The 17679-nt window shown below is 66.5% G+C and carries 20 protein-coding genes and 1 tRNA gene; 12 read left to right on the forward strand and 9 right to left on the reverse strand.

What is annotated here, in order from left to right:
• Positions 1–112: 112 nt before the first annotated feature.
• The 8 genes from V8324_RS13465 to trpS form a co-directional block, all read right to left on the reverse strand.
• Entirely contained in the window at positions 113–520 is a 408-nt protein-coding gene (locus V8324_RS13465; RefSeq protein ID WP_336420447.1) for a Na+/H+ antiporter subunit G, read from the reverse strand.
• 11 nt (positions 521–531) lie between these two features.
• Positions 532–801 carry a K+/H+ antiporter subunit F gene (locus V8324_RS13470; protein ID WP_336420448.1) on the reverse strand — a complete coding sequence of 90 codons (270 nt, stop codon included), beginning with the start codon at positions 799–801 and terminating at the stop codon, positions 532–534.
• Complete coding sequence (locus V8324_RS13475; RefSeq protein ID WP_336420449.1) at positions 798–1289, reverse strand: Na+/H+ antiporter subunit E; 492 nt, start codon at positions 1287–1289, stop codon at positions 798–800. The genes V8324_RS13470 and V8324_RS13475 overlap by 4 nt, the downstream gene beginning before the upstream one ends.
• A 13-nt stretch (positions 1290–1302) precedes the next feature.
• A complete protein-coding gene (locus V8324_RS13480; RefSeq protein ID WP_336420450.1) occupies positions 1303–2808 on the reverse strand; it encodes a monovalent cation/H+ antiporter subunit D in 1506 nt (501 codons plus the stop codon).
• Positions 2805–3158, reverse strand: coding sequence for a Na+/H+ antiporter subunit C (locus tag V8324_RS13485; protein ID WP_336420451.1), 354 nt, complete (start codon positions 3156–3158; stop codon positions 2805–2807). Before V8324_RS13485 ends, V8324_RS13480 begins: the two co-directional genes overlap by 4 nt.
• A 1-nt stretch (position 3159) precedes the next feature.
• Entirely contained in the window at positions 3160–6039 is a 2880-nt protein-coding gene (locus tag V8324_RS13490) for a monovalent cation/H+ antiporter subunit A (protein WP_336420452.1), read from the reverse strand.
• 161 nt (positions 6040–6200) lie between these two features.
• Positions 6201–6683, reverse strand: a complete 483-nt coding sequence (locus V8324_RS13495) for an RNA pyrophosphohydrolase (RefSeq protein WP_336420453.1) — start codon at positions 6681–6683, stop codon at positions 6201–6203.
• Positions 6684–6779: 96 nt separating this feature from the next.
• Positions 6780–7808 carry a tryptophan--tRNA ligase gene (gene trpS, locus V8324_RS13500; protein ID WP_336420466.1) on the reverse strand — a complete coding sequence of 343 codons (1029 nt, stop codon included), beginning with the start codon at positions 7806–7808 and terminating at the stop codon, positions 6780–6782.
• A gap of 84 nt (positions 7809–7892) precedes the next feature.
• Here trpS and V8324_RS13505 point away from each other — a divergent pair, with 84 nt between their 5' ends.
• From V8324_RS13505 to V8324_RS13535, 7 genes are all read left to right on the forward strand, one after another.
• Complete coding sequence (locus V8324_RS13505; RefSeq protein WP_336420454.1) at positions 7893–8579, forward strand: rhomboid family intramembrane serine protease; 687 nt, start codon at positions 7893–7895, stop codon at positions 8577–8579.
• A gap of 207 nt (positions 8580–8786) precedes the next feature.
• Positions 8787–9410 carry a 50S ribosomal protein L21 gene (locus tag V8324_RS13510; protein ID WP_336420455.1) on the forward strand — a complete coding sequence of 208 codons (624 nt, stop codon included), beginning with the start codon at positions 8787–8789 and terminating at the stop codon, positions 9408–9410.
• A gap of 11 nt (positions 9411–9421) precedes the next feature.
• A complete protein-coding gene (gene rpmA, locus V8324_RS13515) occupies positions 9422–9691 on the forward strand; it encodes a 50S ribosomal protein L27 (protein ID WP_336420456.1) in 270 nt (89 codons plus the stop codon).
• A 203-nt stretch (positions 9692–9894) separates the two neighbouring features.
• Positions 9895–10434: a GNAT family N-acetyltransferase gene (locus tag V8324_RS13520; RefSeq protein WP_336420457.1), complete on the forward strand. Its 540-nt coding sequence runs from the start codon at positions 9895–9897 to the stop codon at positions 10432–10434.
• 31 nt (positions 10435–10465) lie between these two features.
• Complete coding sequence (gene obgE / locus V8324_RS13525; RefSeq protein ID WP_336420458.1) at positions 10466–11503, forward strand: GTPase ObgE; 1038 nt, start codon at positions 10466–10468, stop codon at positions 11501–11503.
• On the forward strand, positions 11491–12597 hold the full coding sequence (proB, locus tag V8324_RS13530; protein ID WP_336420459.1) for a glutamate 5-kinase: 1107 nt from the start codon (positions 11491–11493) through the stop codon (positions 12595–12597). The genes obgE and proB overlap by 13 nt, the downstream gene beginning before the upstream one ends.
• 26 nt (positions 12598–12623) lie before the next feature.
• A complete protein-coding gene (locus tag V8324_RS13535) occupies positions 12624–13889 on the forward strand; it encodes a glutamate-5-semialdehyde dehydrogenase (RefSeq protein ID WP_336420460.1) in 1266 nt (421 codons plus the stop codon).
• Here the strand turns inward: V8324_RS13535 and V8324_RS13540 are convergent.
• Positions 13886–14488 carry a histidine phosphotransferase family protein gene (locus V8324_RS13540; protein WP_336420461.1) on the reverse strand — a complete coding sequence of 201 codons (603 nt, stop codon included), beginning with the start codon at positions 14486–14488 and terminating at the stop codon, positions 13886–13888. The two genes, V8324_RS13535 and V8324_RS13540, sit on opposite strands and share 4 nt — an antisense overlap.
• Before the next feature lie 28 nt (positions 14489–14516).
• On the opposite strand from V8324_RS13540, the gene V8324_RS13545 reads away from it, so the two are divergent.
• The 5 genes from V8324_RS13545 (at position 14517) to V8324_RS13565 (ending at position 17624) form a co-directional block, all read left to right on the forward strand.
• Positions 14517–14699, forward strand: coding sequence for a DUF3553 domain-containing protein (locus V8324_RS13545; RefSeq protein ID WP_336420462.1), 183 nt, complete (start codon positions 14517–14519; stop codon positions 14697–14699).
• A 116-nt stretch (positions 14700–14815) separates the two neighbouring features.
• Positions 14816–15583: a GNAT family N-acetyltransferase gene (locus tag V8324_RS13550; RefSeq protein WP_336420463.1), complete on the forward strand. Its 768-nt coding sequence runs from the start codon at positions 14816–14818 to the stop codon at positions 15581–15583.
• Entirely contained in the window at positions 15580–16416 is an 837-nt protein-coding gene (locus tag V8324_RS13555; protein ID WP_336420464.1) for a lysophospholipid acyltransferase family protein, read from the forward strand. The genes V8324_RS13550 and V8324_RS13555 overlap by 4 nt, the downstream gene beginning before the upstream one ends.
• Positions 16417–16501: 85 nt before the next feature.
• Positions 16502–16586 (forward strand) — tRNA-Leu (locus tag V8324_RS13560).
• A 90-nt stretch (positions 16587–16676) separates the two neighbouring features.
• Positions 16677–17624: a DUF6538 domain-containing protein gene (locus V8324_RS13565; RefSeq protein ID WP_336420465.1), complete on the forward strand. Its 948-nt coding sequence runs from the start codon at positions 16677–16679 to the stop codon at positions 17622–17624.
• The last annotated feature ends 55 nt before the right edge of the window (positions 17625–17679 follow it).

Here is a 17679-nt window from a genome sequence, read left to right on the forward strand (position 1 = left end):
CACAGGCGAGGATGCGGCCGCGGGACGGCACCGATCAGGCCGGGAACATGACCAGATCGCGGCGTTCGACGATGTTTTGACTAAAATCCCGTGAGCGTCGGGGCGGGCGCGCTCAGCGGTCCTGACGGGGCACCGGAGTTGCCGGATCGGCCGTCTCTGCGCGGGATTGGTCTGCGTCGGTCTCGTAGCTGGCCCAGGGGCGGCTCGAGCCCGTGGGGGGCAGGTCCGACGGCTTGTGCAGGAGGTGCAGATGGGTCTTGGCGACGAAATGGCCGGTGATCGGCGCGGTGATGAACAGGAAGAGCGTGATCATCAGCTCGTGGAACGAGAACATGCCGAGCTCGAAGTAGAAATAAAGCATCGACGCGATCAGCACGCCGCCGACGCCGAGTGTGGTGGCTTTGGTGGGCGCATGCAGCCGCATCATCGGATCGCAAAGCTTGATCAGCCCCAGCGAACCGACCAGCCCGAAGATGCCGCCGATCACCAGAAAGACGGAAATGAAGATATCGACGATCATTGTGCTGCCCCTTATTCGATGATGTCGCCGCGCAGCAGGAAGCGCGTGTAGGACACGGTGGAGATGAAGCCGGTCATCGCGATGATCATCGACACCTCGAAATAGATCGCCGTACCCTTGAGGATCCCGAAAAGCGCCAAAAGCGCGATGGCGTTGATCACCATCGTGTCGAGCGCCACGATGCGGTCGCCGACGGTGGGTGCGAAGATGACGCGGTAGATGTTCATCAGCAGGCCGAGCCCGAAACAGGTGAAGGCGAAGGTCAGGGCATACGCGATCATTCGAAAATCTCCTTCAGCCGGGTCTCGTAGCGGGCCTTGATCTGGTCGCGTACGGCGTCCGGGTCGGGCGCGTCGAGGCAATGCACCAGCAGGCTGTGCCCGTCGGCCGAAAGATCGCTGGACACGGTGCCGGGCGTCATGGTGATGGTGCCGGCGAGAACGGTGATCGCCTCGGGGGTGCGCAGTTCCAGCGGGATGGCGATCCAGGCGGGGTGGGTGTTGGCGTTCGACTTGAACAGGATCACGTAGGCGACCTGCACATTGGCCACGCAGATGTCCCAGAGCACGATGGCGACGTATTCGGCGATGCGCAGCCCGCTGCGCAGCTTCGGGCGGTTCGGCCAGTAGGGCGAAGTGAGGATCGGGATGACCATCGCGAGGATCGTCCCCAGCAGGAGGTTGCCCAGGGTCACCGTGTTGACCAGCATCTGCCAGACCACGATCAGCAGCAGCGTGAGGAAGGGATGGGGCAGGATCGTGCGCAGCATCGTTCGTCCTTTCTCAGCCATCGCCCAGCACCGCGGCGATGTAGTTGCCAGGGGCATGGAGTTGCGCGGCCGTCGCCTCGACATAGCGCATGACGGGGCCGGCAAGGACGGCCAGCGCGATCACCGCGCCCAGCATGGCGCAGGCCGCGACCATCGGCATCGCGACCGTGCCGGACGGGGGCCGGGGGGCCGGTGCGTCGGGCGCGGGTTTCCAGAAGACCGCGCTGCCGGCCTGGGCGAAGCCCAACACCGCCACCAGCGACATGGCGAGCACCACCGACCAGATCAGCCAGACGGCCTCCATGTCCCGGACCGCGTCGAGGATCAGCAGCTTGCCGATGAAGCCCGACAGGGGCGGCATCCCCGCGGCGGCGATCGCCGCGCCGAAGAACAGCGCCGTGATCAGCCCGTGCTGGGCCATGCGTGGCCCCGGTATCAGCGCGTCGGTACCGCGGCGTTCGCGCACGAGGTCGACAACGATGAACAGCAGCGCCCCGGCGAGCGTGGAATGCAGCATGTAGTAGATCGCCGCCGCCGTCGTCGCCTCATTGAAGCCCGAAATGGCGATCAGCAGCGTGCCGAGCGATCCGATGGTGGCGAAAGCCGCAAGCCGCCCCAGCCCCGTCGCGCCCAAGATTCCGATCATGCCGACCGCCAGCGTGATCAGCGCGGCGTAAAGCAGCATCTGGTCGATCAGCCCCGCCGTGATCCCGAGATCCGGGCCGAAGACCAACGTGTACATGCGCAGGATGGCATAGGCGCCGACCTTGGTCATGATGGCGAACAGCGCCGCGACCGGGGCAGGGGCCGAGGCGTAGGTTTCCGGCAGCCAGAAATGCAGCGGCAGCAGCGCCGCCTTGATGGCGAAGACCAGGAACAGCAGCATCGCGCCGACGCGCAGCAGGGTGCTGTCCTCGGCCGGGATCTCGGCGGCGCGTTGCGCCATGTCGGCCATATTGAGGGTGCCGGTCACCGCGTAGAGCGTGCCGAGCGCGAAGAGAAACAGCGTCGAGCCGAGCAGGTTGTAGATCACGTATTGCACGCCGGCCTTCAGCCTGCGCCGCCCGCCGGCATGGATCATCAGACCGTAGGAGGCGATCAACAGCACCTCGAAGAACACGAAAAGGTTGAACGCGTCACCTGTCAGGAAGGCCCCGAAGATGCCCATCAGCTGGAACTGGTAGAGCGGGTGAAAGTTATGTCCGCGCTGGTCCCAGCCGGTGCCGATGGCGTAAAGCAGTACCAGCCCGGCCAGCACCGCCGTCAGCAGCACCATCAGCGCCGACAGCCGGTCGAGGACCAGCACGATGCCGAAGGGCGCGGGCCAGTTGCCAAGCTCGTAGAGGTCGATGGTGCCGCTTGCGGCCTGCACCGTCAGCCCGATGGTCACCGCCAGCACCGCCGCGACACCGGCCAGCGAGAACACCCGCTGAAGCCCGGGGTTCTGGCGCATCGACAGCGTCAGCACCGCGGCAAGGATCGCCGGCAGGACCACCGGCACGACAATCCAGTGGTTCATGTGCCGGTCTCCTCGTCATGGTCGTTGGCGGGGTCGATGTTCACGCGGTCCTCGCGCGCCGAAAGGTACGCGCCGAGCGCCAGCATCACCACCACCGCCGTCATCCCGAAGGAGATCACGATCGCCGTCAGCACCAGCGCCTGTGGCAGCGGATCGGCATATGTCTCGACCCCCTCGCGCAGCACCGGCGGCATGTCGAGCGTCAACCGCCCGGCGCCGAAGAGGAACAGGTTGACCGCGTAGGTCAGCAGCGAGATCCCGAGGATGACAGGAAAGCTGCGCAGCCGCAGCACGAGGTAGAGCCCTGCGGCGGTCAGCGCGCCGATCGCGGCGGCAAACAGAAGTTCCATGTCAGGGCCTCCCTGCGCTGGGGGTGTCGTCGCGGGCGGGGTTGATGTCCATCGCCGTCACGTTGACGGTCTCGCCGGTGCGGCGCGCCATCTTCGACAGGCTGTTCAGCGCCAGCATCACGGCCCCCAGCACGGTCAGGAACACGCCGACATCGAAGGCCATCGCGGTGGCCCATTCGAATTCCTCGATGGGCGGGAAATGCAGATAGCCGTAATCCGAGGTCAGGAACGGCCGACCGGCCAGCCATGACCCCACACCGGTGAGACTGGCCGTCAGCACGCCGATCCCGATGGTCGCGTGATAGGTGATGCGCTGCCGCGCCTCGGCCCAGGCAAAGCCCGAGGCCATGTATTGCATCAGGAAGGCGATGGCGACGATCAGCCCGGCGATGAACCCCCCGCCGGGCTCGTTATGGCCGCGCAGGAAGATGAAGGCGCCGACCATCAGCGCGATCGGCATCATCACGCGGGTGGCCACGACCATCATCAGCGGATGCCGGTCGCCGGCCTCGCCCTCGGGGTTGGTGTCGGGGCCCCAAGAGGCCAGCCAGCGGCCGGCCGGGCCGCGCAGCACCGTTTCCGTGAGCGCGTAGATCACCAGCGCCGCGATCCCCAGCACGATGATCTCGCCGTAAGTGTCGAAGCCGCGGAAATCCACGAGGATGACATTGACCACGTTGGTGCCGCCGCCGCCCTTGTAGGAATTGGCGAGATGGAAGGCCGAGATGCTTTCCTGCGCGAAATCGCGCACGAGGATCGCGTAGGTCAGCCCGGTGACCGCGACACCGCCCACCACGGCGATGCCCGCGTCGCGCAGGCGACGGGCCGCGCTGCTTTCGGGCGGCGTCTCGCGCGGCAGGAAATTGAGCGCGAGCAGCAGCAGGATGATCGTCACCACCTCGACCGAAAGCTGCGTCAGCGCGAGATCCGGCGCCGAGAAGTAGACGAAGCCGAGCGACACGAAGAGGCCGACGACCCCCAGAAGGATCAGCGCGAAGAACCGGTTGCGGTGAAAGACCGCCAGCCCGAGCGTGGCAAGCACCAGCAGGATCCAGCCGATCGCGGGCACCATGGTGATCGGCAGCATCTCGCGTGTCGCCGGCCGGGAGCCGCCGCCTGTCCAGGCAAACCAGCCCGCGCCGAGCACGAAGATCGCGAACACCGCGGCACTGCGGGTCAGCGCGCCGTTGTGAAGCCCGTCGGTGAAAGCGTTGGCGGCCCATGTCGCGGCCCTTGTGACCGCGTCGAACATCACCTTGGCCTCGGGGCGCGGGGTGGCATTCCACATCGCCTGGAACGGACGGTGCAGCGCCAGCACCGCCGCGCCGCCGAGCACTGCGGTCACCGACATCCACAGGGCCGGCGTGAAGCCGTGCCAGTGATAGATGTTCACGTAGGGATCCGATTGCGTGACGGCGGCGGAGGTCACCCGCACCAGCTCTCCGGCGAAGGTCATCGGCATGATCCCGATCAGCACCACCAGCACCGTCAGGAAGGCGGGTGCGGCCCACATGCCGAAACCGGGATCATGCGGATGCGCGGGATAATCGTGACGTTCGGGCCCGAGGAAGACATGCGCGATGTAGCGAAACGAATAGGCCACCGAGAAAAGCGCGCCAAGCGTCGCGACCGCGCCCATCATCCAATAGGGGCCGACCCACTGCGTATGCGCCACCTCTTCAAGCATCATCTCCTTGGACAGGAACCCGTTGAGCGGCGGGATCCCGGCCATCGACAGCGCCGCGACGGTGGCGATCGTGAAAGTGATCGGCATCAGGTGACGCAGCCCGCCCAGCCGCTTTATGTCGCGGGTATGCGCCTCGTGATCGACGATGCCCGCCGTCATGAAGAGCGCGGCCTTGAAGGTGGCGTGGTTGATGATGTGGAACACCGCGACCACCGCCGCCGCCTTGGTGCCCAGCCCCAGAAGCATGGTGATCAGCCCGAGGTGGCTGACCGTGGAGAAGGCCAGCAGCGCCTTCAGGTCGTCCTTGAACAGCGCGATCTTGGCGCCGATCAGCATGGTGATCAGCCCGGTCGAGGCGACGATCCAGAACCATTCCGGCGTGCCCGCCAGCACCGGCCAGAGCCGCGCCATCAGGAACAGCCCCGCCTTCACCATCGTCGCCGAGTGCAGGTAGGCCGAGACGGGCGTGGGGGCCGCCATCGCGTGCGGCAGCCAGAAATGGAACGGGAACTGTGCGGATTTCGTGAAACACCCGATCAGGATCAGGATCAGCGCCGGCAAGTACATCGGGCTGGCCTGGATCGCCTCTTTCTGCGTCAGGATCACGCTCAGGTCGTAGCTGCCGGCGATATTGCCGAGGATCAGCATGCCGGCGATCAGCGCCAGCCCGCCGCCGCCGGTCACGAACAGCGCCATCCGCGCGCCCTGCCGGCCTTCGGGCAGGTGTTTCCAGTAGCCGATAAGCAGGAAGGACGACAGCGATGTCAGCTCCCAGAAGACCAGCAGCAACAGGATGTTGTCCGACAGCACGATGCCGACCATCGCGCCCTGGAAAAGCAGCAGGTAGGTATAGAACTGCCCCATCGGATCGTCGGGCGACAGGTAGAACCGGGCGTAGATTATGATCAGCAGGCCGATGCCCAGGATCAGCCCCGCGAAAAGCAGGCCCAGCCCGTCGAGCATGAAATTGACGTTCAGGCCCAGCCCCGGCAGCCAGTCGAGCCCGAAGGTCAGCACCTCGCCGCGCATCACCGCGGGCGTGCAGACCAGCAGCAGCACCAGCGCAAGGATCGTCGGCAGAGCCGTGAAGGTCGCGCAGGTATTGCGGCCCGCCTGGATCATCAGCCCCGGAAGCAGCGCACCGAGGAACGGCAACGCCGCGATGATCGGCAAGAATGCTGCGGCACTGTCCATGCGTCTGCCCCCTGTTCGGTCGCCGTGGCCCCTTTTGCTGGTCGCGCCATCGGCCGGGCGCGTATCGGGCCATCGTGTTCAAACTTGTTTGACTATATTGATGCCCCGGGCCTCGGCAACCCGAATCCGCCGGATTTCGGCGATCCGGCGCGCGGGACCGCTCAGAGGCGCGGGGCGAATTCCCGCAGCACGGTCTCGTAGACGGCGCGTTTGAAGGGCACGATACGGGTTGTCAGCTCCGATGGCGGCAGCCAGCGCCACTGGGAAAACTCGGGGTGTTCGGTGTCGAGATCGATATCCGCGTCATCCCCGAGATAGCGCATCAGGAACCATTTCTGCTGCTGGCCGCGATATTTTCCCTTCCAGATCCGCGGCACGAGGTCGTGCGGCAGGTCGTAGCGCACCCAGTCGCGGGTCTCGGCCTCGACCCGGACCTTGCGCGGGGCGATGCCGGTTTCTTCCTCGAGCTCGCGCAGACCGGCGTCGCGCGGCGTCTCGCCGGGGTCGATTCCGCCTTGCGGCATCTGCCAAGCCGGGCCCTCGGTATCGATGCGCTGGCCGACGAAGACGTGGCCGTCGTGATTGACGAGCATCACGCCGACACATTTGCGGTATGGCAGGTTGGCAATCGCTTCAGGTGTCATGATCGGCCTCGATCTTTTGGTGTCGTGCTGGGCGGGGATCGGCGCGATCCTGCCGCGCGACCCACGAAAGATTCAACCCTCGGGGCCAGCAAACAATCATACCTCGCGCGGGCCGACCATGCCCATGATGTCGTAGGTCCGGCGCAGGATCGGTGCCGCGATGGCGCGCGCGCGGTCCGCGCCATCGCCGAGGATGCGGTCGATCTCGGTCACGTCCTGCATCAGCCGGGCCATCTCGGCCGAGATCGGGCCGAGCTGTTCGACCGCCAGATCGGCGAGCTGCGGCTTGAATTCCGAGAATGGCCGGCCGCCCCACTCCTGCATCACCGCGTCCACGCTCAGATCGGCGAGCGCGGCATAGATGTTCACGAGGTTGCGCGCCTCGGGGCGGTCCTTGAGCCCCTTGGCCTCTGAGGGCAGCGGCTCGGGGTCGGTCTTGGCGCGGCGGATCTTGCGCGCGATGGTGTCGGCATCGTCGGTCAGGTTGATGCGGCTCATGTCCGAGACGTCGGATTTCGACATCTTTTTCTCGCCGTCGCGCAGGCTCATGACGCGGGTGCCCGTCCCCTCGATCACCGGTTCGGGGACGGGGAAGAAATCCACCGCGAAATCGGTGTTGAACTTGATCGCGATGTTGCGGGTCAGCTCGATATGCTGCTTCTGGTCTTCGCCCACCGGCACATGCGTGGCGTGATAGGCGAGGATGTCGGCGGCCATCAGCGCGGGGTAGGCGAACAGCCCCAATGACGCGTTCTGCGCGTTCTTGCCGGCCTTGTCCTTGAACTGCGTCATCCGCTGCAGCCAGCCCATCCGCGCCACGCAGTTGAACACCCAGGCCAGCTGCGTGTGCTCGGCCACCTGGCTCTGGTTGAAGAGAATCGAGCGCGCGGGATCGAGCCCCGAGGCGAGAAACCCGGCGGCCAGCTCGCGCGTCGCGCGGCGCAGGTCTGCGGGGTCCTGCCAGACCGTGACGGCGTGCAGGTCGACCATGCAATACAGCGTCTCGACCCCGCGATCCTGCGCCTCGGCAAAGCGTTTCAGCGCGCCGAGGTAATTGCCAAGATGCAGGTTGCCCGAGGGCTGGATGCCCGAAAACACCCGCGGGGGGAAGGCCGCCCCGGTCATCTCGGTCATGTCGCGACTCCGTGGTGGATTTATCTGAACGTCTCGCTTACCCATGCCGCACTGCGCCGTCAAGGAGACCCCCAAGTGCAAGATCAGCCGCATGTCAGCCCGCTCAACCCGCTGCCGCATTTCGTCATCGTGCTGTTCCTGGTGATCGTCGGTGTCGAGGCGATGTTCCTGCTGGGCGCGCGCGGGATCATCGGCGGGCCGGGGGCCATCGGCTGGCGCGCGGGCGCGATCGAGGATTACGCGTTCAATGGCGATATCCTGCGCTGGATGCTTCAGAACGACGTCTGGCCGCTCGAGCATCTGCGCCGCGTGCTGACCTACGCCTTCGTGCATGCCAGCTTCACGCATGCGCTGTTCTCGGGCGTGCTGCTGCTGGCGATGGGGAAATTCGTGGGCGAGGTGTTCCGGCACTGGGCGGTGCTGACGGTTTTCCTGCTGAGCACGGCGGCCGGCGCGCTCGTCTACGGCCTCGTGGTGCGCGACAGCCAGTGGCTGATCGGCGCGTTTCCGGGCGTCTACGGCCTGATCGGCGCGTTCACCTACATCATCTGGCTGCGGCTGGGGCAGCTTGGCAGCAACCAGGCGCGGGCCTTCCTGCTGATCGGCGTGCTGATCGGGTTCCAACTGATTTTCGGGCTGCTCTTCGGGGGCGCCGCGACATGGGTCGCCGACGCCTCGGGCTTCGGCGCCGGGTTCCTGGCGTCCTTCGTGCTCGCGCCCGGTGGATTTGCCAGGTTGCGGGCGCGGATCCGGCACGACTGAGCCGCGCGCAATCCGGTCATTGGCCCTGCATCGCCTCTTGACTTTCGCGGCGCGGTGTCGCAAGGACGCGTTTCCCGTCATGGACCGCATGACGGGCTGATTGGATATTCACCCGTGACGGGTGCGCAGTTCGAGGTGACCCCGAGGGGTCGAAACACCCGACACGATGTCGGGGACCACAGGGCGCGGAGAGAAAAGGAAACGTCCATGTTCGCGGTTCTCAAGACCGGCGGCAAGCAGTACAAGGTGCAGTCGGGTGACATGCTCCGGGTCGAAAAGCTTGCGGCGGATGCCGGAGAGACAGTTCAATTCAACGATGTCCTGATGATCGGCGGCGATACGCCGGTGATCGGTGCGCCTTTCATCGACGGGGCGGCCGTGCAGGCCGAGGTCGTCGATCAGGTCAAGGGTGACAAGGTCATCAACTTCGTCAAGCGGCGCCGCAAGCACGGCTCGCAGCGCACGCGCGGGCACCGGCAGAAGCTGACGCTGGTGCGGGTCACCGAGATCCTCGAGAGCGGCGCGGACGCCTCGGGCGTCAAGGCCGCCATCGGCACCGTCACGGGCGGGGCGGCTGCACCGACGGATGCGGCACCGAAGGCCAAGTCGTCCAAACCCGCGGCCGCAGGCGGAGCGGACGACCTCAAGAAGCTGTCGGGCGTCGGGCCCGCGCTGGAAAAGAAGCTGCATGCCGCCGGCGTGACAAGCTTCGCGCAGATCGCGGCATGGACCGATGCGGATGTCGCCGAGATGGACGAGAAACTGTCGTTCAAGGGCCGGATCGAGCGGGAAGGCTGGATCGACCAGGCCAAAGACCTGACCAAGGGCTAAGGAGAGACGAGATGGCACACAAGAAAGCAGGCGGTTCCTCCCGCAACGGGCGCGACTCTGCGGGTCGTCGCCTTGGCGTCAAGAAATACGGCGGCGAGGCCGTGATCCCCGGCCACATCATCGTGCGTCAGCGCGGCAACAAGTTCTGGCCGGGTGCCGGCGTGGGGCAGGGCAAGGACCACACCCTTTTTGCAGTGACCGAGGGCGCCGTGAAATATCACAAGGGCCTCAAGGGCCGGACTTTCATTTCGGTCCTGCCAGTGGCGGAGGCCGCCGAGTAAGCCGTCCTTGCACAGGTCAATGACATGAGGGGGATCGGCGCCAAGGCCGGTCCCCCTCGTTGTTTCTGCGCGGTTTCATGGCCGGACCGGGAGTTCGCGGAGGTGTCACGAGACGGTGCGCAGCACGCCAAAGGTCTTGCGACGGGGCGGGGCATGCCCATGTCGATGAGACAGTGACACCGGATGTACGGGAGGAGGAGCACATGAAAATGGAAGCGATTATCGATCAACCCGTCATTGCCACGGAGCGTTTCGACCTGCGGCCGCTGCGGCGATCCGATGCCGGTCTGATCTCTTACAATGCGGGCGACGTGCGCGTGGCGCGCGAGACGTGCAACATTCCGCACCCGCTGCCGCCGGGCAGCACCGAGGCGCTGATCGCGCGCGCGCAGGCCGAGGACCGGTCAGAGGATATCTGGGCCATGGACGGCACCAAGTCCGGGCGGTCCGAGGTGATGGGCCTGCTGACGCTCAACCGCGTCGATATCGGCCGGTCCGAGATTTCCTACTGGGTGGCGCCCGCCTACTGGAATACCGGCATCGCCTCCGAGGCGGTCGAGGCGTTGCTCGCGGCCAATCCGCACGAGGCAAGCGCAATCTTCGCCTGTGTCTTTCAGGACAACGCGGCCTCGGCCCGGGTCTTGACGAATTGCGGTTTTCAGTATCTCGGGGATGCCGAAAGCCATTCGGTGGCGCGCGGCGCGACCGTCCCGACCTGGACCTACAGCAAGAAGATGACCTGAGGCGCGCGCCGCCTCTGCAAAAGGACGCCCGATGAAATTTCTCGATCTCGCAAAGGTTCATGTCCGCTCGGGCGCCGGCGGGGCGGGCTGTGTCAGCTTTCGCCGCGAGAAATACATCGAGTTCGGCGGCCCGGATGGCGGCGATGGCGGCAATGGCGGATCGGTCTGGGTCGAGGCGGTGGAGGGTCTCAATACGCTGATCGATTTTCGCTACCAGCAGCATTTCTTCGCGCAGGACGGCCAGCACGGCATGGGAAAGCAACGCACCGGCTTTACCGGTGACGACATCGTGCTGCGCGTGCCGGTTGGCACCGAGATCCTCGACGAAGACGAGGAAACCGTGATCGCCGACATGACCGAGCTGGGCCAGCGCGTGAAGCTCGCCCAGGGCGGAAATGGCGGCTGGGGCAACCTGCAGTTCAAGACCTCGACCAACCAGGCGCCGCGCCGTGCCAATGCCGGGCAGGCGGGCGTGGAACGCACCATATGGCTGCGGCTGAAGCTGATCGCCGATGTCGGGCTGCTTGGCCTGCCGAATGCGGGCAAGTCGACGTTTCTTGCCGCCACCTCGAACGCGCGGCCGAAGATCGCGGATTACCCGTTCACCACGCTGCACCCCAATCTGGGTGTCGTCGGTGTCGACGGGTCGGAATTTGTCGTCGCCGACATTCCCGGCCTCATCGACGGCGCGTCCGAGGGGCGGGGCCTGGGCGATCTGTTCCTTGGCCATGTCGAGCGGTGTGCGGCGCTTCTTCATCTGGTGGATGGCAGTTCGGGCGATATCGTTGCCGATCACGAGATCATCGTGCAGGAAATCGAGGCCTACGGCGAGGGGCTGGCGGCGAAGCCGCGCTTTACCGTGCTCAACAAGATCGACACGCTGGATGCCGAGGAACGGGATTTCCTGCGCGAGGAACTCGAGGCGGCTTGCGGCACGCCGGTGATGTTGATGTCCGGGGTCTCGGGCGAGGGCGTCACGGATGTGCTGCGCGCCCTGCGCGCCCGGATCGACGCCGATCACGCACAACAGAAAGCGGCAGAGGACGCTGACACGACGTGGCAACCGTGAGATCCGCGAAACGGCTTGTGATCAAGATCGGCTCGTCGCTGCTGGTGGATCCGGGCACCGGCGGGCTACGCGCCGAGTGGCTCGCCTCGCTTGCCGTGGACGTGGCGGATCTGCGCGCGCGCGGCACTGACGTGATCCTGGTGTCGTCGGGGTCCATCGCGCTGGGGCGCGGAGTGCTGGGGCTGCCGGCGACGGCGCTGACGCTGGAACAGAGCCAGGCCGCGGCCGCGGTCGGGCAGATCCGGCTGGCGCGGGCCTATGACGAGGCGCTCGCGCAGCGCGCGCTCGTGTCGGCGCAGGTGCTGGTGACGCTGGAGGACAGCGCCGACCGCCGCCGCTACCTCAATGCACGCGCCACGCTGGAGCAGCTTCTGCGGCTTGGCGCGGTGCCCATCGTCAACGAGAACGACACCGTCGCCACCGACGAGATCCGCTACGGCGACAATGACCGGATGGCGGCGCAGGTGGCGGTCACCGCGGGTGCCGATCAGCTGATCCTTCTGTCGGATGTGGATGGGTTCTACTCCGCAAATCCGGCCGAGGATGCGGGCGCGCACCGGTTCGACGTGATCGAGACGATCACGCCCGAGATCGAGGCGATGGCTGGCGATGCCGGGTCCGGCCTCAGCAAGGGCGGCATGAAGACCAAGCTGATGGCGGCGCGCACCGCGACCGCCGGCGGCTGCGACATGGCGATCACGCATGGCGCCGTCCTGCATCCCGTCCGCGCGCTGGAGGAGGGCGCACCGGCCACGTGGTTCCTGGCGCAGGGCGATCCGCAGCAGAAACGCAAGGCATGGATCGCCGCGATGAAGCCCAAGGGCCGGTTCACCGTCGATGCGGGTGCGGCCGGCGCGCTGACCCGCGGCAGCAGCCTGCTGCCCGCCGGCGTGGCGCAGGTCGCCGGCCGCTTCGGACGCGGCGATCCGGTCGAGATGGCCGACGAGACGGGCCATGTGCTGGGCCAAGGGCTGACCCGCTACGATTCGCAGGATGCCGAGCGGATCAGGCGCCTGCGTTCGGACCAGATCGAGGCGGCGCTGGGCTACCCGGCACGCGGGCCCTTGATCCATCGCGACGATATGGCAATCTGACGCAAGACGCCCGGGAGGCAGCGCCGATGAAGGATCAACTGGATATTTCCGCGCTGATGGCCGATATCGGCGCGCGCGCGCGGGCCGCGGCGTTCGAACTGGCCGTCGCCGACCCCGCAACCAAGCGCCGTGCGATCGAGGCCGCGGCCGAGGCCGTCTGGCAGGATCGCGCCGCGATCCTTGCCGCCAATGCCGAGGATCTCGCATTGGGCCGCGACAAGGGGCTGTCGGCGGCGATGCTGGACAGGCTGACGCTGGACGAGGACCGCGTCGCGGGGATGGTCGCCGGACTGCGCGCGGTGGCAGCCCAAGACGATCCTGTGGGCGAGGTTCTGGCGGATTGGGACCAGCCCTCGGGGCTGAACATCCGCAGGGTGCGCACGCCTTTGGGCGTGGTTGGCGTGATCTTTGAGTCGCGCCCAAACGTCACCGCCGATGCCGGCGCGCTGTGCCTGAAATCCGGCAACGCGGTAATCCTGCGCGGCGGGTCCGAAAGCTTTCATTCGTCGGCTGCGATCCATGACTGCCTGGTGCGGGGCCTGCGCGCGGCAGACCTGTCCGAGGATGCCATCCAGCGCGTGCCGACCCGCGACCGTGCCGCTGTGCAGGAGATGCTGACCATGACAGACACGATCGACGTGATCGTGCCGCGCGGCGGCAAGGGCCTTGTGGGGCTGGTGCAGCGCGAGGCGCGGGTGCCGGTCTTCGCCCATCTCGAGGGCATCGTGCATGTCTATATCGACAAGGCCGCCGATGCCGGGAAAGCCCTGCGCGTGGTTCTCGACGCAAAGACGCGGCGTACGGGCATCTGCGGCGCGGCCGAATGCCTGCTGGTTCACCGCGATGTCGCCGAGACGATTGGCCGAGACGTGATCGCGGCGCTGATCGGGGCGGGTGTCGAGGTGCGCGCGGAGGGGGTGCTGAGCGGGATTGCCGGAACGGTGCCCGCCGGCCCCGAGGATTGGGGGCGCGAATATCTCGACAGCATCATCGCCGCGAAGGTGGTCGAGGATATCGATGCGGCGATCGCCCATATCCGGCGTTACGGCTCGGATCACACCGACTGCATCCTGACCGAGGATGCGGCGGCGGCACGTCGGTTCTTCGCCCGGCTCGACAGTGCGATCCTGATGCACAACGCGTCCACGCAGTTCGCCGATGGCGGAGAGTTCGGCATGGGCGCCGAGATCGGCATCGCGACCGGCAAGATGCATGCGCGCGGGCCGGTGGGCGCGGCGCAGTTGACAAGCTTCAAGTACCTCGTCGTGGGCGACGGGACGACGCGTGGCTAGACCGTGACAGTGAACGCGTCCGGGTCGGCCCGCGTCGTGAGCGCGAGCCCCTGCGCATCGAGGCAGTGGCGCAGCATGTGAAAATGCGCCTGGCGCGGATCGGGGTCCGGCAGGGCGGCCGCGCCGGTGACCCCGGCCCAGAGGGCGTGATCGGGCACCGGCGGCGTGCCCTGCGCGGTGATCCGCGCCCCGGTCGCGTCGCCCGCGACGACCAGGCGCCCGCCACGCGGCACGGCCTGTTCAGCGCAAAGACAGGCGAGCATCACGATCTGCGCGCGCGCCCGCGGCTGTGCATCCGCAAGCTGCCAGTCCAGCGTCAGGCGCGGCTTGCCCGCGTAGTGGCCCGCCGCGATCTCGTGCAGGGTCGCCGCCCCGAGGCTTTCGCCGGTGCCCGTCCGCCCGAAGGCGAGGCGCGAAAGATCCAGCGTTGCCATCGCCCCGCGCAGGCTGTCTTGCACCAGCGCCAGTTCCTCGCTGTCGCCCATGCCCGAAAGCGTGAGCAATTCCAGACCGTTGGCGACGGCGCCAAGGGGGCTTGCCAGATCGTGACAGATGCGCGAGCCTATCATCAACTCGAGCGCGGGGTCGGCCTGCGGCATGGTTTCGGGTCTCCAGACTGGGGGTGGCATGACGGACATGAATTCGATCTTGGAGCCCGGGATGCTGGTGGAACACCCGGACCGGCCAGACTGGGGCGTCGGACAGGTGCAATCCAATATCGGCGGGCGTATTACGGTCAACTTTCGCGAAGAGGGCAAGGTGGTGATCGACGGCGGACGGGTAGAGCTTCTGCCCGTCATTGATCCCTGAGCGAGGTTATCAAATCGTTAAGATCCGCCAACCCCATGACGTGCGCGGCGTTGCACTTTGCGCGGGCGTTGCCTAGAACCGCGCCAAGCGCAGTCCCGAGCGCAGAGACGAGGCCGATGACCGCCGCCGCCCCCCAGTTCCGTGTCAAGCTTGCCGAGACCGAATCAGAGCTGCGCGACGCGCAAGGCCTGCGCTACGAGGTGTTCGTCGCCGAGCTTGGCAGCGACGGGCCGATGGTCGATCACGCGGCCCGGCTGGAGCGAGACCGCTTCGACGCCTTCTTCGACCATCTGTTGCTTGTCGATGACGCGCGCGGTGCCGCGGTCGTGGGGGTCTACCGCCTGCTGCGCGGCGATCAGGCGCAAGCGGCCGGTCAGTTCTATTCCGAGGACGAGTACGACCTCGCGCCGCTGCACCGATCCGGGCGTACGTTGATGGAGCTTGGCCGGTCCTGCCTCGCCAGGCCCTATCGCGGCGGGCCGGGCATGTATCACCTTTGGCAAGGGGTGGCCGATTACGTGGCGACGCACGGGATCGAGATCCTGTTCGGCGTCGCCAGCTTTCACGGCACCGATCATGCGACGATTGCCGCGCCGCTGTCGCTGCTGCATCACCGCTATCTCGCGCCGCCGGACATGCGGGTGCGTGCGCGGCCCGCGCAGTTCCAGCGGATGGACCTGGTCGCCGAGGACGCGCTCGACCCTCGATGCGCGATGCGGCAGGTGCCGCCGCTCATCAAGGCTTATCTGCGGCTTGGCGGCTACGTGGGCGAGGGGGCCTATGTGGACCGCCTGTTCAACACCACCGATGTCTGCCTGATCATGGACACCGCGCGGCTGACAGCAAGGCACAGGTCCATCTATGCCAAGGGCGCGCGGCGTTGAGCGTCACCTGGCGCTCGACCGAGCCGCCGCCGGTCGTCCGGCGCAGCCCCGGCCACGCGCCGCGGGCGCTGCTGCGCGGCGGTGCGCTGATCGCGGTGATCTTCGCGGGGGTTCTGGCGACGCTGCCGCTGCGCGCGGTCGAGCGTCCGCTTTACGGTGTCGGGCGGCCGTGGTCGCCGCGGATCACGCAATGGGTGTGTCGCGGGGGGTTCCGGATCCTCGGGCTGCGCCACCGCACCCAGGGCACGCCGATGACGGGGCCGGGCGCGGTGGTGTCCAACCATGTCTCGTGGCTCGACATCTTCGCGCTCAACGCCCGCAGCCGGGTCTATTTCGTCGCCAAGTCCGAGGTGGCCCGCTGGCCCGGGATCGGCGCGCTCGCGCGGCTTGTCGGCACGGTGTTCATCACCCGCGACGCGCGCGACGCCCGGGCGCAGACCGCGCTCTTCGCAAAGCGGCTTGGCGCCGGGCACAGGCTGCTGTTCTTCCCCGAGGGCAGCTCGACCGACGGAATGCGGGTTCTGTCATTCAAGTCAACGCTTTTTCAGGCGTTCTTCGACGTTCCTGGAGTGCAGGCGATGCAGGTGCAGCCGGTCACCGTCGTGTATCGCGCGCCCGACGATCAGGACCCGCGCTTTTACGGCTGGTGGGGCGACATGAGCTTTGGCGCTCACGTGTGGCAGGTTTTGGGCGCGTCGCGGCAGGGCGAGGTGCGGGTCGTCTACCACGCGCCGCTCGACGTGGCCGAGTTCGGTGATCGCAAGACGCTCGCCGTGGCGGCCTGTCAGCGCGTTCGCGCGGGCATGCCCGAGGCGCCGCGTCAGGGCGGCTGAGCCGCCCCCGCCCGGCGTTTTCCCCTCGCATCGCCACGCTTGGTTTGCTATCCCGGCCCGAGGGTGATCATCACGGCACCCCGATGCGGGTGTGGCGGAATTGGTAGACGCACCAGATTTAGGTTCTGGCGCCGCAAGGCGTGGGGGTTCAAATCCCTCCACCCGCACCACTCTAACCCTTTGAGATCAAACAAACCCCTTGCAAACAAAGGCTTTTGGCCATTCTGTCGTTACAACCTTGGTTACAAACGGTGATTGGCATGGCAGGCAAGATCAGGAATATGGTGAACCGCAGTGGGCGCTACCATGCCCGGCTGGTAGTGCCGAAAGACCTTCGTGGAATCGTCGGCAAGACCGAGCTTCGCAGCCCTCTGGGCGGTGACTACCGGCAGGCGGTCAAACTCTTGCCCGGTGCGGTGGCACAGCTTCAACACCAGATCGCCATTGCCGAACAGAAGGCCGGGGCAGGGCGTCCGCAGACCGCTCCAGCCCGGTATCCTCTGGCACCAGACCAGATCGCCATGTGCCATTACATGCAGCGGCTGGCCTTCGATGATGAGCTACGCAATGACCCACGCTGGCCATCGGTGGGCATTGATGACCTCCTGGTGCAGCAACTGCGCGAGGCGATTGCAGGCAAGGCAAGTGATGCCCAGCTAGCTGATCTGGTCGGCGCGCAAATCGAGCGTTTCCGCGCTGCTGGCAATCTGGATGCAGCACCCGGCAGCAATGAATGGCGCACCATCGCCCGTGCCCTTTGCAGTGCAGAGCTAGAGGCGCTGGAACGGGTGGCAGAGCGCGACGAGGGCGATTTCACCGGCACCCCTAGCGCCCCGATCATCAAGAACGCCCAGCCCCCTGATGCTGCCCCTGCGCCGGTCAGTCTCAAGCGCCTGTGGGCCGACTATGTGCAGAGCCGCGTACAGGCCGGTTTCATGCGCGACGGTGGCAAGCGCGCGCGTCCTGTGATCGAGAACCTGCGCAAGTTCTTGAAACATGACGACGCTCGAAGGGTGACGAAAAAAGACCTGCTGGGGTGGCGTGATCATCTGATGACCGATCTATCGGCCAAGAGCGTGAGCGACATTTACCTGTCCGCCGTGAGATCGCTTTTCGCATGGGCCGCAGAGAATGACCGCCTGCCCGAGAACGTCGCGGCGACGGTGAGACGTAAGCGCCAGCTGGGCCCCACGGGCTTTTCAGCTTGACGTCTGGAAGTTCCAAGGGAGGAGTTCGTCGATCCGGTTTTTCGGATGGCCGGCG

The sequence above is a fragment of the Roseovarius sp. D22-M7 genome, assembly GCF_037083785.1.
GTDB lineage: Bacteria > Pseudomonadota > Alphaproteobacteria > Rhodobacterales > Rhodobacteraceae > Roseovarius.

Coding starts and splice junctions, on each gene's coding strand:
- V8324_RS13465 (WP_336420447.1), bottom strand. CDS start 520: ATGATCGTCGATATCTTCATTTCCGTCTTTCTGGTGATCGGCGGCATC.
- V8324_RS13470 (WP_336420448.1), bottom strand. CDS start 801: ATGATCGCGTATGCCCTGACCTTCGCCTTCACCTGTTTCGGGCTCGGC.
- V8324_RS13475 (WP_336420449.1), bottom strand. CDS start 1,289: ATGCTGCGCACGATCCTGCCCCATCCCTTCCTCACGCTGCTGCTGATC.
- V8324_RS13480 (WP_336420450.1), bottom strand. CDS start 2,808: ATGAACCACTGGATTGTCGTGCCGGTGGTCCTGCCGGCGATCCTTGCC.
- V8324_RS13485 (WP_336420451.1), bottom strand. CDS start 3,158: ATGGAACTTCTGTTTGCCGCCGCGATCGGCGCGCTGACCGCCGCAGGG.
- V8324_RS13490 (WP_336420452.1), bottom strand. CDS start 6,039: ATGGACAGTGCCGCAGCATTCTTGCCGATCATCGCGGCGTTGCCGTTC.
- V8324_RS13495 (WP_336420453.1), bottom strand. CDS start 6,683: ATGACACCTGAAGCGATTGCCAACCTGCCATACCGCAAATGTGTCGGC.
- trpS (WP_336420466.1), bottom strand. CDS start 7,808: ATGACCGGGGCGGCCTTCCCCCCGCGGGTGTTTTCGGGCATCCAGCCC.
- V8324_RS13510 (WP_336420455.1), top strand. CDS start 8,787: ATGTTCGCGGTTCTCAAGACCGGCGGCAAGCAGTACAAGGTGCAGTCG.
- rpmA (WP_336420456.1), top strand. CDS start 9,422: ATGGCACACAAGAAAGCAGGCGGTTCCTCCCGCAACGGGCGCGACTCT.
- V8324_RS13520 (WP_336420457.1), top strand. CDS start 9,895: ATGAAAATGGAAGCGATTATCGATCAACCCGTCATTGCCACGGAGCGT.
- obgE (WP_336420458.1), top strand. CDS start 10,466: ATGAAATTTCTCGATCTCGCAAAGGTTCATGTCCGCTCGGGCGCCGGC.
- V8324_RS13535 (WP_336420460.1), top strand. CDS start 12,624: ATGAAGGATCAACTGGATATTTCCGCGCTGATGGCCGATATCGGCGCG.
- V8324_RS13540 (WP_336420461.1), bottom strand. CDS start 14,488: ATGCCGCAGGCCGACCCCGCGCTCGAGTTGATGATAGGCTCGCGCATC.
- V8324_RS13545 (WP_336420462.1), top strand. CDS start 14,517: ATGACGGACATGAATTCGATCTTGGAGCCCGGGATGCTGGTGGAACAC.
- V8324_RS13550 (WP_336420463.1), top strand. CDS start 14,816: ATGACCGCCGCCGCCCCCCAGTTCCGTGTCAAGCTTGCCGAGACCGAA.
- V8324_RS13565 (WP_336420465.1), top strand. CDS start 16,677: ATGGCAGGCAAGATCAGGAATATGGTGAACCGCAGTGGGCGCTACCAT.